10 protein-coding genes are annotated in these 16,033 nt (G+C 70.7%); 4 read left to right on the top strand and 6 right to left on the bottom strand.

Annotated elements, in window-relative coordinates; all coding sequences use genetic code 11:
• Positions 1-267 precede the first annotated feature (267 nt).
• Both AB0L37_RS23300 and AB0L37_RS23295 read left to right on the top strand, forming a co-directional pair.
• Positions 268-1,320 (top strand): hypothetical protein, encoded by a 1,053-nt coding sequence (locus tag AB0L37_RS23300; protein WP_365508578.1) that lies wholly within the window; start codon positions 268-270, stop codon positions 1,318-1,320.
• 122 nt (positions 1,321-1,442) lie between these two features.
• Complete coding sequence (locus tag AB0L37_RS23295; RefSeq protein ID WP_365508576.1) at positions 1,443-3,443, top strand: GAF domain-containing protein; 2,001 nt, start codon at positions 1,443-1,445, stop codon at positions 3,441-3,443.
• A gap of 44 nt (positions 3,444-3,487) precedes the next feature.
• On the opposite strand, the gene AB0L37_RS23290 is transcribed toward AB0L37_RS23295, so the two are convergent.
• Positions 3,488-4,864: an MFS transporter gene (locus AB0L37_RS23290; protein ID WP_365508573.1), complete on the bottom strand. Its 1,377-nt coding sequence runs from the start codon at positions 4,862-4,864 to the stop codon at positions 3,488-3,490.
• A gap of 265 nt (positions 4,865-5,129) precedes the next feature.
• Here AB0L37_RS23290 and AB0L37_RS23285 point away from each other — a divergent pair, with 265 nt between their 5' ends.
• Entirely contained in the window at positions 5,130-7,349 is a 2,220-nt protein-coding gene (locus AB0L37_RS23285) for an NADP-dependent isocitrate dehydrogenase (protein WP_365508570.1), read from the top strand.
• A gap of 111 nt (positions 7,350-7,460) precedes the next feature.
• Entirely contained in the window at positions 7,461-9,422 is a 1,962-nt protein-coding gene (locus AB0L37_RS23280; protein ID WP_365508567.1) for a M13-type metalloendopeptidase, read from the top strand.
• Positions 9,423-9,527: 105 nt separating this feature from the next.
• Here the strand turns inward: AB0L37_RS23280 and AB0L37_RS23275 are convergent, their stop codons facing one another.
• From AB0L37_RS23275 to AB0L37_RS23255, 5 genes are all read right to left on the bottom strand, one after another.
• Positions 9,528-10,238: a dienelactone hydrolase family protein gene (locus tag AB0L37_RS23275; RefSeq protein WP_365508565.1), complete on the bottom strand. Its 711-nt coding sequence runs from the start codon at positions 10,236-10,238 to the stop codon at positions 9,528-9,530.
• Between the two features lie 142 nt (positions 10,239-10,380).
• Positions 10,381-11,883 carry an MFS transporter gene (locus AB0L37_RS23270; RefSeq protein WP_365508562.1) on the bottom strand — a complete coding sequence of 501 codons (1,503 nt, stop codon included), beginning with the start codon at positions 11,881-11,883 and terminating at the stop codon, positions 10,381-10,383.
• Between the two features lie 243 nt (positions 11,884-12,126).
• Entirely contained in the window at positions 12,127-13,347 is a 1,221-nt protein-coding gene (locus AB0L37_RS23265) for a hypothetical protein (protein WP_365508559.1), read from the bottom strand.
• 292 nt (positions 13,348-13,639) lie between these two features.
• Positions 13,640-14,830 carry a CaiB/BaiF CoA-transferase family protein gene (locus AB0L37_RS23260; RefSeq protein ID WP_365508556.1) on the bottom strand — a complete coding sequence of 397 codons (1,191 nt, stop codon included), beginning with the start codon at positions 14,828-14,830 and terminating at the stop codon, positions 13,640-13,642.
• Between the two features lie 78 nt (positions 14,831-14,908).
• On the bottom strand, positions 14,909-16,024 hold the full coding sequence (locus AB0L37_RS23255; RefSeq protein ID WP_365508553.1) for a HoxN/HupN/NixA family nickel/cobalt transporter: 1,116 nt from the start codon (positions 16,022-16,024) through the stop codon (positions 14,909-14,911).
• Positions 16,025-16,033: the final 9 nt, after the last annotated feature.

Genomic DNA, 16,033 nt, shown 5'->3' with positions numbered 1-16,033 from the left:
GGCTGTTCGAGCAGGGAAGTTACATCGCCGATGACCGCTGGCATAGATGTATCGCCTGTTACGTTCAGGTAACGCGACTCCGCGCCTGCTTCGCCTCAAGAAAAAGGCTGGTCAGGTGGGTACGCGAGGACTCTTCGATGACCCTCCCCAGGAAAACTCGCATTACATATGGCGCTCTCTGTTCGCTACTTGTATGTTCCGAGTCCGCCTCAAGGTGTGGTCGGCGTACTCGCGCCGAGCCAAGAGGTGTGAGCGGAAGGAGACTCCGTGAACCCCTTCTCCCTGACCCGTGGCAGATTGCGCACCGCGCTGCTCGCCTCGGTTCTCGCGCTGACCGCGGCGGGGCTGGCCGCACCGCCCGCCGAGGCGCGAACGGGCCGGATCCGCCTGGGCAGTTCGGGCGATGTCAGCCGCAGTGCCTGGTCAGGACCGGCCTTCACCATGAACGGCGACGGCGGCGTGGTGGCGGCCTCGATGGGGCGTGCCCTCGACACCATCCGCGGCGGCAGCGGCAGCCTCGACGTCGTGGTCCTGGCCGGCTCGGCCCCTTCGTCCGGCAGCGCCACCCCCGAATGCGACGCCGTGATGCGTCTCGCGGGCGTCAACTCCTGCACGACCTGGACTCTCACCACCGCGTCCGACGGCAACAACACGCAAGCGAACCAGGACATCAGGAACGCAGAGTTCGTCTACTTCGCGGGCGGCGACCAGTGCCGTTACGCGGCGTGGAAGAACACCACCCTCCCGGCGTCGGTCAGATCCGTCGTCGCCAAGGGTGGCGGTGCCGGCGGCGGCAGCGCCGGCACCCACATCAACAGCTCCGTCGTCTACGACGCCTGCAAAGGCAGCATCACCAGCAGCGAAGCCCTCGCGGACCCGTACGACTCCTACGCCACCTTCACCACCGGAATGTTCTCGTGGCCCCACTACGCGGACACGATCAACGACTCCCACTTCGTCGCCCGCGACCGGATGGGGCGCCTCATGTCCTTCACCGCGCGAGCCGTGAAGGACGGTTTGACGGCCGGAGGCAAGGCCTGGGGTGTGGGCGTGAACGAAGGAGGGGGTTCGCTCTACCTGGACCCCCAGGGCAAGGCCACCCTCTACGGGGCCGACGCGTATGTCGTCCTCGCCGACCATCAGCCGGAGCGGGCCGTGCCGGGGGAGCCCCTCACCTATCAGGGCTTCAAGATCTGGCACCTCGAGCCCGGGGACACCTTCGACTTCGCCCAACGTCCCACCTGCGGCTTCTATCAGCGCAGCGTCACCGACGGCCGCGCGGACGCCGGACTGTACGACGGCACGCCGTCCGCCTGCTGAACGCCGTCCGGCCGCCCCGGCTCCCTGCCGGAGGCCCGCCATCATCGACGAGGGGGAGCGGCGCCTTCGCCCGGTCCGCAGGACTGGCGGGGGCGGTGGTCCAGCGGGTAATCCTGTGGAGCATGTCGCACCACCCGCCCGACTCGCCTCCCGCCGCGGACCCGCGGACCGCCGTCGACCCGCGGACCGCCGTCGACCACCGGGCCACTGTCGACCCGGAGGCCGCCGTCGACCCGGAGGCCCCGTTCCTGGAGCTGCTCGCCCGGGGGGCCTCCGCCGACGCGTACGAACGGCCCGTGCTGCTCGCCCGCGCCGAGGATGCCACGCCCGCGCGGATCGCCGCCCTGGAGCAGGCCAGGCGGCTCGCGCTCGGCGTGCGGGCGGACATGGAGGGCAGGCGGCGGCGCGAGGCGGAGCTGTCCGCGCTCTTCGAGACGGCCCATGACCTGGCCGGTCTGCGCGACCTGGACGCGGTCCTCCAGGCCATCGTGCAGCGGGCCCGCTCGCTCCTCGGCACCGACGTCGCGTACCTGACGCTGAACGACCCGGCCCGGGGCGACACCTATATGCGGGTCACCGAAGGCTCGGTCGCCGCCCGCTTCCAGCAGTTGCGCCTCGGCATGGGGGAGGGGCTCGGCGGTCTCGTCGCGCAGACCGCACGCCCGTACGTCACCGACAACTACGCGCAGGACGTGCGCTTCCAGCACACCCGCACCATCGACGCGGGCGTCCACGACGAGGGGCTCGTCGCGATCCTCGGGGTGCCGCTCATGCTGGGCCCGCACGTCATCGGGGTCCTGTTCGCCGCCGACCGGCACGCGCGGGTCTTCGAGCGCGAGCAGATCGCGCTGCTCGGCTCGTTCGCGGCGCTCGCCGCCGCGGCCATCGACACCGCGAACCTGCTCACCGAGACCCGCCAGGCGCTCGGCGAACTGGAGCGCGCCAACGAGATCATCCGGGACCGCAGCGGCGTCATCGAGCGCGCCTCCGACGTGCACGACCGGCTCGCCGAACTCGTGCTGCGCGGCGGGGGAGTGCACGACGTGGCACGGGCGGTGTCCCAAGTACTCGACGGGACCGTCGAGTTCACCGACGCGGACACCGCGCCCGGCGACGCCATGGAGGCCGTGGAGGCCTCCCGGGCCGACGGGCACGCGGTGCGCCACGGCGCCGACTGGGTCGCCGCCGTCGCCGCGGGCGGCGAACTGCTCGGCGCACTCGTCCTGCGCGGCCACCCCGGCCTCGACCCGGTCGACCAGCGCACCCTGGAGCGCGCCGCGATGGTCACCTCGCTGCTGCTGCTCGCCCGGCGCTCCGCATCCGAGGCCGAACAGCGCGTCAGGGGCGAGCTGTTGGACGATCTCCTCGACGCCCGCGACCACGATCCGCGGCTGCTGCGCGAGCGGGCCGCACGTCTGCATGCCGACCTGGACGCCACGCACGTCGTGCTCGCGGCCCGCCTGGAGACGACCGGCGCCGACGTCGAGCAGGAGGCGGACGCCCGCCGCCGCCTGGGAGCGGCGGCGAACCACCTCGCGGCGACCCGGCACGGGCTCGCGGCGGCGCGCGACGGCGGCACTGTCCTGCTCCTGCCCCTGGACACGGGCGACAGCGCGTCCCGCGTCGCCGCGCACGTCGCCGAGCGACTGTCCGCCGCCGTGCACGAGACGGTCACCGTCGGCGCCTCCGACCCGGTGGACGGCCTCGCCACCGGCGCCGAGGCGGCGAGCACCGCGTACGCCGAGGCGCGCCGCTGCCTCGACGCGCTGCGCCTCCTTGGCCGGACCGGGCAGGGCGCGGCCGCCGACGACTTCGGCTTCCTGGGGCTGCTGCTCGCCGACAGCCGCGATGTCGCGGGGTTCGTCGGGCGCACCATCGGCGAGGTCGTCACCTACGACGAGCGCCGGGGCACCGACCTCGTACGCACCCTCGACGCCTACTTCGCCTCCGGCATGAGCCCGGCCCGCACCAAGGACACGCTGCACGTGCACGTGAACACGGTCGCCCAGCGCCTTGAGCGGATCGGCCGGCTGCTCGGCGCGGACTGGCAGTCGCCCGCCCGCGCCCTGGAGATCCAACTCGCCCTGCGACTGCACCGGTTGGCGGCCCCGGAACCGCGCTGACCCCGTCCGCGCCGGGCGCGGACGGGGTCAGGGGGGAAGGTGCGTCAGGCCCGAGCGGTCACCGTGTCCGCCGCCGCGGTCTCCTCCTCCTCGTCGTCGAGGGCGGTGAGGTCCCGGTTGCGGGTCTCCTTGGCGACGCCGACGGCCACCAGCGTGACCAGCGCCGCGGCGATCACGTACAGGGCGATCGGCGTCGAGTCGTCGTAGTTCTCAAGGAGCGCGGTCGCGATGAGCGGCGCGGGCGCACCGGCCGCGACCGAGGCGAACTGCGCGCCGATCGAGGCACCCGAGTAACGCATCCGCGTCGCGAACATCTCCGAGAAGAAGGCCGCCTGCGGGGCGTACATGGCGCCGTGCAGGATCAGGCCGACGGTGACCGCGAGGATCAGGTTGCCGAAGCCGCCGGTGTCGATCAGCGAGAAGAACGGGAACATCCACAGGCCGATGCCGGCCGCGCCGAGCAGATACACCGGGCGGCGCCCGATCCGGTCCGACAGGGCGCCCCAGGCGGGGATGACCGCGAAGTGCACGGCGGACGCGATGAGTACGGCGTTGAGCGCGGTCTGCTTGGAGACGCCGGCCGACGTGGTCGCGTAGACGAGGATGAACGCGGTGATCACGTAGTAGCTGATGTTCTCGGCCATGCGCGCGCCGATCGCGACGAGCACATCGCGCCAGTGATGGCGCAGCACGGCGACGAGCGGCATCTTCTCCACCACGTCGCTGTCGGCCTTGCGGGCTTCGGCCTGGGCGAGGGCCTCCTTGAAGACCGGCGATTCATCGACAGAGAGACGAATCCACAGGCCGACCATCACGAGGACGCCGGAGAGCAGGAACGGGACGCGCCAGCCCCAGGAGGTGAACGCCGCGTCCGAGAGCAGCGCGGTCAGCGCGGAGAGCACACCGGTCGCGAGCAGCTGTCCGGCCGGGGCGCCGGTCTGCGGCCAGGAGGCCCAGAAGCCGCGGCGTTCGGCGTCGCCGTGCTCGGAGACGAGCAGCACCGCGCCGCCCCACTCGCCGCCGAGGGCGAACCCCTGGATCAGCCGCAGCGCGGTCAGCAGCACGGGGGCCGCGGCGCCCACCGTGGCGTGAGTGGGCAGCAGACCGATCGCGAAGGTGGCGCCGCCCATCATCAGGAGGCTGACCACGAGGAGCTTCTTGCGCCCGAGCCGGTCGCCGAAGTGCCCGAAGACGAGCGCGCCGATCGGTCGTGCGGCGAACCCGACGGCGTACGTCAGGAAGGAGAGCAGGGTGCCGACGAGCGGGTCGGAGTCAGGGAAGAACAGCTTGTTGAAGACGAGCGCTGCGGCGGAGCCGTAGAGGAAGAAGTCGTACCACTCGATCGTGGTGCCGATGAGACTCGCGGCCACGATGCGCTTCAAGTGGACGGGGGTCGGCGGGGCGGATGCCGAGGCGGCCATGGTCACCACTTCCGGGGTGTGTCACGGGGACGGGGACGTTGCGATGTGGCCACACCGTAGGAAGACGCTGGTCGGGCGGACATGTGGCGGGAACCCATAGTTCGGGGTCGCACTGTGCGTCACGCCACCATGAGGGCGGGGACGGCAGGAGCCGCGATCTTGGGACCCGGGCCCCTTTCGAATACGGGGCGGTCACGAGATATCTTGATGTCGAGCAATCCGAGAAGCACAGCAGACGACGTGGAAGACGGAAGCGGAGTACCCGGTGACTGACTCGACCATTATTTACACGCACACTGACGAGGCCCCGGCCCTCGCGACGTATTCCTTCCTGCCGGTGATCGAGGCCTACGCGTCCACCGCCGGTGTGCGTGTGGAGACCCGCGACATCTCGCTGGCCGGCCGCATCCTCGCCCAGTTCCCCGAGTACCTGACCGAGGAGCAGCGCGTCGCGGACGCCCTCGCCGAGCTCGGCGAGCTGGCCAAGACGCCGCAGGCCAACATCATCAAGCTGCCGAACATCTCGGCCTCCATCCCGCAGCTCAAGGCCGCCATCGCCGAGCTCCAGGAGCAGGGCTACGCGCTGCCCGCGTACCCGGACGAGCCGAAGACGGACGAGGAGCGCGAGATCGGCGCCCGCTACGACAAGGTCAAGGGTTCCGCCGTGAACCCGGTCCTGCGTGAGGGCAACTCCGACCGCCGCGCCCCCGCCTCGGTGAAGAACTACGCCAAGGCCCACCCGCACCGCATGGGCGCCTGGACCCCCGAGTCCAAGACGAACGTCGCCACCATGGGTGAGAACGACTTCCGCTCGACCGAGAAGTCCACCGTCATCCCGGCCGACGACAAGCTGAAGATCGAGCTCGTCGCCGACAACGGCACCACCACCGTGCTGCGCGAGTCCGTCCCGGTCCTCGCCGGTGAGGTCGTCGACGCCTCCGTGCTGCGTGTCGCCGCCCTGCGCGAGTTCCTGACCGCCCAGGTCGCCCGCGCCAAGGAAGAGGGCGTGCTGTTCTCCGCGCACCTCAAGGCCACGATGATGAAGGTCTCCGACCCGATCATCTTCGGCCACGTGGTCCGCGCCTTCTTCCCGGAGACGTTCGCCCGCTTCGGCGCGGACCTCGCCGCCGCCGGCCTGTCCCCGAACGACGGTCTGGGCGGTATCTACAAGGGCCTGGAGTCGCTGGGCAACGGCGCCGAGATCAAGGCGTCCTTCGAGGCCGAGCTGGCGTCGGGCCCGGCGCTCGCCATGGTCGACTCCGACCGCGGCATCACCAACCTGCACGTGCCGTCGGACGTCATCATCGACGCCTCCATGCCGGCCATGATCCGCACCTCGGGCCACATGTGGGACAAGGACGGCAACGAGGCCGACACCCTCGCCGTCGTCCCGGACTCCTCCTACGCCGGCGTCTACCAGGTCGTCATCGACGACTGCCGCGCCAACGGCGCCTTCGACCCGTCGACCATGGGCTCCGTCCCGAACGTCGGCCTCATGGCGCAGAAGGCCGAGGAGTACGGCTCCCACGACAAGACCTTCGAGATCCCCGCCACCGGCACCGTCCGCCTCGTCAACCAGGCCGGCGACGTCGTCCTGGAGCAGACGGTCTCCGAGGGCGACATCTTCCGCGCCTGCCAGACCAAGGACGCGCCGATCAAGGACTGGGTCAAGCTCGCCGTCACGCGCGCCCGCGCCACCGGTGACCCGGCCGTGTTCTGGCTGGACGAGACCCGCGCCCACGACGCGCAGCTCATCAAGAAGGTCGAGCAGTACCTGCCGGAGTTCGACACCGAGGGCCTGGACATCCGCATCCTGTCCCCGGAGGACGCCACCAAGCTGTCCGTCGAGCGCATCCGCCAGGGCCTGAACACCATCTCGGTGACCGGCAACGTGCTGCGCGACTACCTGACCGACCTCTTCCCGATCCTGGAGCTCGGCACGAGCGCCAAGATGCTGTCGGTCGTCCCGCTGATGAACGGCGGCGGCCTCTTCGAGACCGGCGCCGGCGGCTCCGCCCCGAAGCACGTGCAGCAGCTCGTCAAGGAGAACTACCTGCGCTGGGACTCCCTCGGTGAGTTCCTCGCCCTGGCCGTCTCCTTCGAGCACCTCGCCACCACCACGGACAACGCCCACGCGAAGGTCCTCGGCGAGACCCTCGACCGCGCCACGGGCACCTTCCTCAACGAGGACAAGTCGCCGACCCGTCGTCTCGGCGGCATCGACAACCGCGGCAGCCACTTCTACGTCGCCCTGTACTGGGCCCAGGAGCTGGCCAAGCAGACCGACGACGCCGAGCTCGCCAAGGCGTTCGCCCCGGTCGCCGAGGCCCTCGCCGCGAACGAGCAGAAGATCGTCGACGAGCTGATCGCCGTCCAGGGCAGCCCGGCCGACATCGGCGGTTACTTCCAGCCCGACCCGGCCAAGGCCGCCAAGGTCATGCGCCCGTCGCAGACCCTGAACGAGATCCTGGCGACCCTCGCCTGATCCCCGCCTCACCAGCACCGCCCCGGCCGGCTCCACGCCGCCCGGGGCGGTGCCGTATCAGGTGCTCCACTCGGTGGGCTTTACGCCCTCTGACCTGGGTAGGCTGCGTCGATGAGCACTCTGGATGACGCGCGCCCGGGCATGGACCCGGCGATCCGACCGCAGGACGATCTCTTCGGCCATGTCAACGGCCAGTGGCTGGCGACCGAGCCGATCCCCGACGACCGCTCCAGCTGGGGCCCCTTCGTGCAGCTCGTGGACGTCGCCGAGCAGCAGGTGAAGGACATCATTCAGGAGATCGCGGCGGGCGGCCCCACCAGCCTCGACCCCGACGAGGCACGCAAGATCGCCGACCTGTACGCGTCGTTCATGGACGAGGAGGCGGTCGAGGCCCGGGGGCTCGACCCCGTCCGCCCGCTCCTCGACGAGGTCGCACACCTCGGTGACCTGACGCAGCTGGCCGCCTTCCTCGGCCGCTTCGAGCGCACCGGCGGCTCCGGCCTGTTCGGCGCCTACATCGACAGCGACGACCGCGATTCCGACCGCTACCTCTTCAACATCCTCCAGGGCGGTCTCGGCCTGCCCGACGAGTCGTACTACCGCGACGAGAAGTTCGCCGAGACCCGCGAGAAGTACGAGGCCTACCTCACCGAGCTCTTCACGCTCGGCGAGCACGCCGACCCGGCCGGCGCCGCGCGCACCGTCCTCGCCCTGGAGACCCGGCTCGCCGAGGGGCACTGGGAGCGGGCCGAGACGCGGGACGTGCAGAAGACGTACAACCTGACGACCTTCGACGAACTCACCGCGCTCGCCCCGGCGTTCGCGTGGCGCGCCTACGTCACCGAGCTCGGCGGCAGCGACGACACCCTCGCCCAGTCCTGCGTGCGCCAGCCCTCCTACCTGGCCCACCTGTCGACCGTCCTGACCGAGGTGCCCATCGAGCAGTGGCGCGACTGGCTGCTGGCGCGCGTGCTGCGCGCCAGCTCCCCGTACCTGCCGTCCGCGTTCGTGCGCACCAACTTCGACTTCTACGGGCGCACGCTCAACGGCACCCCGGAGCTGCGCGCCCGCTGGAAGCGCGCCGTCGCCTTCGTCGAGGGCGCCATCGGCGAGGCCGTCGGCAAGGAGTACGTGGCCCGGCACTTCCCGCCGGCCTCCAAGGCCCTCATGGACGAGCTGGTCGCCAACCTCTTGGAGGCGTACCGGCAGTCCATCGCCGCGCTCGACTGGATGACGGACGAGACCAAGCAGCGTGCGTACGAGAAGCTCGCCACGTTCCGGCCCAAGATCGGCTACCCGGACCGGTTCCGCGACTACTCGGGGCTGACCGTCGTCTCCGACGACCTGCTCGCCAACGCGTACGCGGCCGACGCCTTCGAGCACGACCGGCAGATGGCGAAGATCGGCGCTCCGGTCGACCGCGACGAGTGGTTCATGCTGCCGCAGACCGTGAACGCGTACTACAACCCGGGCACGAACGAGATCTGCTTCCCGGCCGGCATCCTCCAGAAGCCGTTCTTCTCGCCGGACGCGGACCCCGCCGAGAACTACGGCGGCATCGGCGCCGTCATCGGCCACGAGATCGGCCACGGCTTCGACGACCAGGGCGCGCAGTACGACGGCGCGGGCAACCTGAACGACTGGTGGACCGCCGACGACAAGGCCGCGTTCGAGGCCAAGTCGAAGGCGCTCATCAAGCAGTACGACGGCTTCTCGCCGCGCAACCTGCCGGGCGAGCACGTCAACGGCTCGCTGACCGTCGGCGAGAACATCGGTGACCTCGGCGGTCTGACCATCGGGCACACCGCGTACCTGATCGCGCTGGACGGTGCCGAGGTGCCGACCGAGGGTGAACTCACCGGTTCCCAGCGGCTGTTCATGAACTGGGCGTACTGCTGGCGCACCAAGCGGCGCAAGGAGCAGGAGCAGCAGTACCTGACGATCGACCCGCACTCGCCGCCGGAGTTCCGCGCGAACATCGTGCGCAACCTCGATGAGTTCCATGAGGCGTTCGCGACGAAGGCGGGGGACGGGCTGTGGCTCGACCCTGCGGATCGGGTGCGGATCTGGTGACGTGAGGTGGGCCGGGCCCGGGAGGTGCATGCCTCCCGGGCCTCGGGTCGCGGGGCTCCGCCCCGGCCCCCGCTCCTCCGTCGCCGGAGGGGCTTGACGTGTGTACTACTTGAGTTTCGAGTGCAGGAAGTCGAGGGTGCTCGACCAGGCCTGCTGCGAGGACTGCGCGTCGTACACCTCGGGCCTGCCGTCGTTGAAGAACGCGTGGTCCGCCGGGTAGGTGCGGAAGTCGGGGTGGATGCCCGACTGGCGCTCGATCGTCTTGCGCAGGCCGTCGAGGGTCGCCACCGGGATCGTCTCGTCGCGCTCCCCGTAGTGGCCCAGGATCTCCGCCTTGAGGTGCGAGAAGTCGGGGACCTCGCCCTGGATGACGCCGTAGAACGGGACGGCCGCGCTCACCCGCGGGTCCTTCGCCGCGAGGTAGAGGACGAAGCCGCCGCCCATGCAGAAGCCGACCGCGCCGACCGTGTCGGAGGTGACCTCCGGGAGCGCGAGCAGCAGGTCCACCGCGCCCGACAGGAGTTCCACGCCGCGGTCCACCGGCAGCTCCTGCATCATCCGGAACGCCTCGGCGGAGTCGTGCGCCACGTTGCCGCCGTACAGGTCGGGCGCGAGGGCCACGAAGCCCTCGGCGGCGAGGCGGTCGGCGATGTCGGCGATGTGGTCGGTCAGGCCCCACCACTCCTGGATGACGATGACGCCGGGGCCGCTGCCGCCCGGCGGCAGTGCCAGATAGCCGTGCGCGGTGGTGCCGTTGCTGTCGAACGTCACGTTCTGGTGGGCCGGACGGCCGGTGGACCTGGGGGTGTCCGCCACGAGGTGCCTCCTGGGCTGGTCAGTCGCATGAGTGGGTGATCACGTGATCGCGTTCCACGATGCCACTGGTCCGCGTCCGGCAACGACCGGGGGCCGCCGTCTCCCTGAAGACGGCGGCCCCCGGCCCGGAACACGGCGGCTGTCACATGTGGACGACCGGTGCCGCATCCGGGTCCTGCCGCACGACCCCGCGCCGGTACAGCAGGAAGGTGAGGACCGCGCCGGCCGCGAAGAAGGCGGCCGACCACCAGAACGCGGTCGTGTAGCTCTCGATCGTGGCCTGCGCCTGGGTCAGCTTGTCCGCCGGGTTCCGGCCCGCCATGAAGCTGGTGGCGGCGCTCGCGGCGAGCGTGCTCAGGAGCGCGGTGCCGATCGAACCGCCCACCTGCTGCATGGTGTTGACGGTCGCGGAGGCGACGCCCGCGTCCTCGGCGGCGATCCCGCTGGTGGCGAGGGCCATGGCCGGCGGCATCACGGTGCCCAGGCCCGCGCCGATGACGAGCAGCTGCGGCAGCACGTCCGTGGCGAAGCTGGAGTCGAGGCCGATCCCGGTCAGCCAGACCATGCCGATCGCGGCGAGCGCGAAGCCGGCCGGGATGACGATCTTCGGGCCGATCCGGGGCACGAGGACGGTCGTCGAGATCTGCGCCATGATCATCAGGGCGGCCATCATCGGCAGGAACGCGACACCGGTCTTCGTCGGGCTGAAGCCGAGGTTGAGCTGGAGGTAGTAGGTGAGGAAGAGGAAGACGCCGAACATGCCCGCACCGGTGATCAGCACGGTGATGAAGGAGGCGGCGCGGTCCCGGTCCAGCAGCACGCGCATCGGAAGCAGCGGGTGCTTCGCGCGGGTCTGCCACCAGGTGAACGCGGTCAGGAGCACGGCGCCCGCGACCAGGAAGCCCCAGGTCTGCGGGGAGCTCCAGTCGTGCGTCTCGGCGTTCGAGAAGCCGTAGACGACGGCGAACAGACCGGACGAGACGAGCAGCGTCCCCGGCAGGTCCAGCTTGGAGCCGGCCGCGTCGCGTTTGTTGCTCAGGAGCACCCAGCCGCCCGCGAAGGCGACGATGGCGAAGACGACGTTGACGTACAGGGTCCAGCGCCAGTCGAGCGTGTCGGTCAGGACGCCGCCGAGCAGCAGTCCGACCGCACCGCCCGCGCCGGCGATGGCGCCGTAGACGCTGAACGCCTTGGCGCGTTCCTTGGCGTCGGTGAACGTCGTGTTGAGCAGGGAGAGCGCGGCCGGCGCGAGCAGCGCGCCGAAGACGCCCTGGAGGGCGCGGGCCGTGACCAGCATCCCGAAGCTGGTCGACGCACCGCCGAGGACGGAGGCGCCGGCGAAGCCCGCGACGCCGATGAGGAAGGCGGGCTTGCGGCCGAAGAGGTCGGCGATGCGGCCGCCGAGCAGCAGCAGGGAGGCGAAGGCCAGCGCGTAGGCGGTGACGATCCACTGCCGGTTGGCGTCGGTGAAGCCCAGGTCCTGTTGGGCGGAGGGGAGCGCGATGTTCACGATGGTCGCGTCGAGCACGACCATGAGCTGTGCGATGCCGACGATGGAGAGGATCCACCAGCGCCGCCGGGACACCCTGTCGTCGGGCGGGGCCGAGGTGCCGGTGGCACCGGCGAGGGTCGTCGTCTGGGACATGGGGGCCACTCCAGGGAAGTCGCGTGGACGAGTCGGCGTGAGAGCACACGTCAAGGAACACGTGCGGGCACGTAAGAGAACGAAACGGTTTCGTTCTCGACTCGATGAGCGTACGTCGTCGTAAGCGAAACGGCAACGTTTCGCTAGTGGAGTGACGCAGGCAACACCCCCGGAGACGGAAAACACCGGTGCCCGGCACTCCCACCAGGGGAGACCGGGCACCGGTGCGTGAAAGGGCCGGGGTCAGTCCTTCTTCTGCGCCGTCTGGATCGCCGAGATGCAGGCCGAGATGGCCTTCTGGAGCTCCTCGAGGCGCTGGAGCATGTCGTCCTCGACGATGTCGTCGATCTCCTCGACGTCGTCGAAGGTCAGCTCCTCGAAGGCCTTCGTGGCCTTCTGGAGGCTGCTGTAGAACTTCGCGCGCCGCTCCTGGACCCGCAGCTCGGGGTCCTTCTCGACGGTCTCGGCGACGAGGGTGCGCACGGTGTCGTACGCCTCGCGGGCCCACTCGCCCGACTCCTCGTCCTCGTCCAGCTCGTCGATCAGGGACAGGTGGCGCTCGGCCTCCTCGCGCAGTTGCTGCGGGGCCTCGATCGTCTGGCCGGCCGGGGTCTTGACCTGGCCCTCCTCCGCGATCTTCCGCACGTACTCGAGCTGGCCGCCGGTCTTGGTCTCCTCGGCGACGGCCTTCTTGAGGTCGTCGGTGCGCACGATGTCGCGGGCCAGGCCCGAGCGGAGCACCGGGTCCTCACCGAGCCGGTCCATGAGCGCCTTGCGGGCGGCCTCGGCGGTGCCCGGGTCGGCGAGGATCGCGGCCCGCAGCGCCGTGGGGTTCTCGGCGACCTCCAGGGCCTTGGTCGGACGGATGCCCTCCGCCTCGGCGGCCTCGGTGATCGCCCGGCCGCGCACCGACGTGGCGCTGGAGCGGGAGACGTAGTACGACAGCCAGACGTCGGCGTCCGGCAGCTCGATGTCGTCGCCGGGCGCGAGCGCCTCGAACTGGGGGACGAGGCCGTCGTCGGCCGCCTTGTCCCACGCCTTGTAGAAGCGCATGACGCGGTCGGCCGAGCAGCCGGCGAGGGCGGCGAACCGGCGCGCCGACACCTTGGGCGTCTCGCCCGCGCTCTGCCCGCCGGGGCGCACGCTGCGCGCCACCTTCAGGGCGAAGGTCCAGCCGCCGGTGCGGGCGTAGACGCCGAACTCGTGGGCGTCGAGGGCGATGGCCTCCGGCACGTCACCGGTGGCGTCGGCGTCGGCGTCGTATTCGTCGTCCGCGTATTCGTCGTCCGCGTCCGAGGAAGCCTCGATGGTGACCTCGGTGGGGGGCTGCCAGAAGTTCTCGTCCGTCTCGGAGTGGCGCGCCTCCGGTACGTCGCTCGCGGGCGCGGTCTCCGCGACGGGCGCGTCCCCGGTGTGCTCGTCGGACGGGACGGCTGCCTCGGACGAGTCGATGGCTACGGTCACGTAGGTACTCCTGGGTGATCGGGCGCGTGAGGGTTGACGCGATACTTTATCGCTCCGATTGAGGTGTTTTGCGCGCGAGTTGTCGCGTCGCGGCCCGACCCCGTGGTCGGGCCCGTCGTTCGAGGCTCCCCCTCCGACGACCGACGGGCCCGACTGCCTCGACCATGCGCCGGCGGGAGGGCGAGGGCACGGGAGGCTCTGCGCAGCAGGATGGCAGCGGAAGGACGGCGTGCGGGCGGGGCCAAGGGGCCCTGACGGGGGGCCGAACGTCCCTTGTTCGCCGTGGGCGGAGCTACACGGCGCCCGCCTCGCGCAGCTGAGTGATGGCCGAGTGCTCGTACCCCAGCTCCTTCAGGACGGACTCCGTGTGCTCGCCCACCCCGGGCACCGCATCCATCCGGGGCTCCACGCCCGCGAGGACCGCCGGGGGCAGCAGCGCGCGGATCGGGCCGCCCGGCGTGGCCACGTCGCGCCAGCGGTCGCGGCCCGCGAGGACCGGGTGGGCGAGGAAGTCGGTGACCGTGTTGAGGCGGGCGTTGGCGACCTTCGCGCGCTCCAGGAGGGCGACCGCCTCGGCCGCGTCGAGCTCCGCGAACCGGGCGGCGACGATCGCGTCCAGTTCCGCGCGACGGGCGACGCGCGCCGAGTTGCGGTGGAAGCGCGGGTCCGTCGCGAGCGAGGCGTCGTCGAGGAACTCCGCGCAGAACGACGCCCATTCGCGCTCGTTCTGGATCGCCAGGAGCACGGTCTTCCCGTCCGCCGCGTCATAGGGCCCGTACGGGGCGATCGTCGCGTGCGCGGCGCCGACCCGCTGCGGCTGGCTGCCCGAGTGGGCCGTGTAGTACGCCGGATAGCCCATCCACTCCGCGAGCGCCTCGAAGAGCGACACCTCCACGGCGCGTGCGGTGCCGGTCGCCCGCCGTTCGTAGAGCGCCGTGAGGATGCCGGTGAAGGCGTACATGCCGGCCGCGATGTCGGCGATCGCGATGCCCACCTTGGCCGGGGCCTCGGGTGTGCCGGTCACGGACACGACGCCCGTCTCGCACTGCACCAGCAGGTCGTAGGCCTTGCGGTCGGCCCAGGGCCCGTCGGCGCCGTAGCCGGAGATGTCGCAGACGATGAGCGACGGGTGTGCGCGCGCCAACTCCGCGGCGGACAAGCCGAGTCGGGCCGCCGCGCCCGGGGCCAGGTTCTGCACGAACACGTCGGCGTCCGTGAGCAGCCGCGCGAGGACCTCGCGCCCGCCGGGCGTCTTGACGTCGAGGGTCACCGACTCCTTGGAGCGGTTCAGCCACACGAAGTGGCTGGACTGCCCGTGCACCGTCTCGTCGTAGCCGCGCGCGAAGTCACCGGTGCCCGGCCGCTCCACCTTGATGACCCGGGCCCCGAGGTCGGCGAGCTGGCGGGTGGCGAACGGCGCGGCGACCGCCTGCTCCAGGCTGACGACGGTGATGCCCTCAAGTGGCAGGCGGGCGGCGCTCATTGACGATCCTCCATGCGGGGACGGCGTGGTGACGTGCACGCTATGCGACGCGCTCACGCCACCACCCGGCGGCTGCCGCTACGCGCCGTCGGCCACCCGCGCGGACCAGCGCTGTTCGACCTTGGCCAGACGCCAGTAGCCGATCGCCGCCGCCCACACCACGACGAACAGGCCGACGATGACGTAGCCGACGTTGTCGAGATCGAGCCCGGCGATCCAGCTCGTCACCGCGTCCGACAGGTCGAGCTTGTCGTGGAGCACGCCGACGAGTTCGATCGTGCCGATGAAGAACGCGACCGCGATCGACAGACCGGTGATGGTGAGGTTGTAGAACACCTTGCGCACCGGGTTGGAGAACGCCCACTGGTACGCGAAGTTCATGAACGTGCCGTCGAGCGTGTCGAACAGGCTCATGCCCGCGGCGAAGAGCAGCGGCAGGCACAGGATCGCGTACCAGGGCAGCCCGGCCGCGGCGCCGCTGCCAGCCATCACCATCAGCGTCACCTCGGTCGCCGTGTCGAAGCCGAGGCCGAACAGGAAGCCCAGCGGGAACATCTGGCCCGGCCGGGTGATCGACTTGGTGAAGCGGCCGAGGACGCGGTTCATGAACCCCCGGGAATCCAGGTGCTGTTCGAGCTCCACCTCGTTGTACGAGCCTTCGCGCATCGCCCGGAACACCTTGAGGATGCCCAGCAGGGCGACGAGGTTGAGGGCGGCGATGAGATACAGGAACGAGCCGGAGAACGTCGTGCCGACGACGCCGAGCACCTGGTGCGTGCGCGAACCGTCGTTCATCAGCGTCCCGGCGAGCGCGGTGCCGCCGGCGATCAGCGCGGCCAGCACGACGACCACACTGGAGTGGCCGAGCGCGAACCAGAAGCCGACCGAGACCGGACGCTTTCCGTCGGCCATCAGCTTGCGGGTGGTGTTGTCGATCGCGGCGATGTGGTCGGCGTCGAAGGCGTGCCGCATGCCGAGGGTGTAGGCGGTGATGCCCAGGCCGATGCCGAAGGCCTTGTTGTCGACTTCGTAGTGGTTCGGGACGACCAGCAGGAACAGCACGCCGAACGCGACGACGTGCAGGGCCAGGATCACCGCCATCAGCCCCGCGGTGCGCAGGGTGTCCTCGCGCCGCCAGCGGAAGGCTGTGGTCGGTTCGGTGGGCCGCGCAGGGGAGTTCGCGGGCAGGGTCATACGTCGATC

The organism is Streptomyces sp. NPDC052225 (genome assembly GCF_040679615.1).
In the GTDB taxonomy this organism is placed as follows: domain Bacteria; phylum Actinomycetota; class Actinomycetes; order Streptomycetales; family Streptomycetaceae; genus Streptomyces.
Note: the sequence above shows the minus strand (reverse complement) of the source record. Positions and strands in the feature narration are given on the sequence as shown.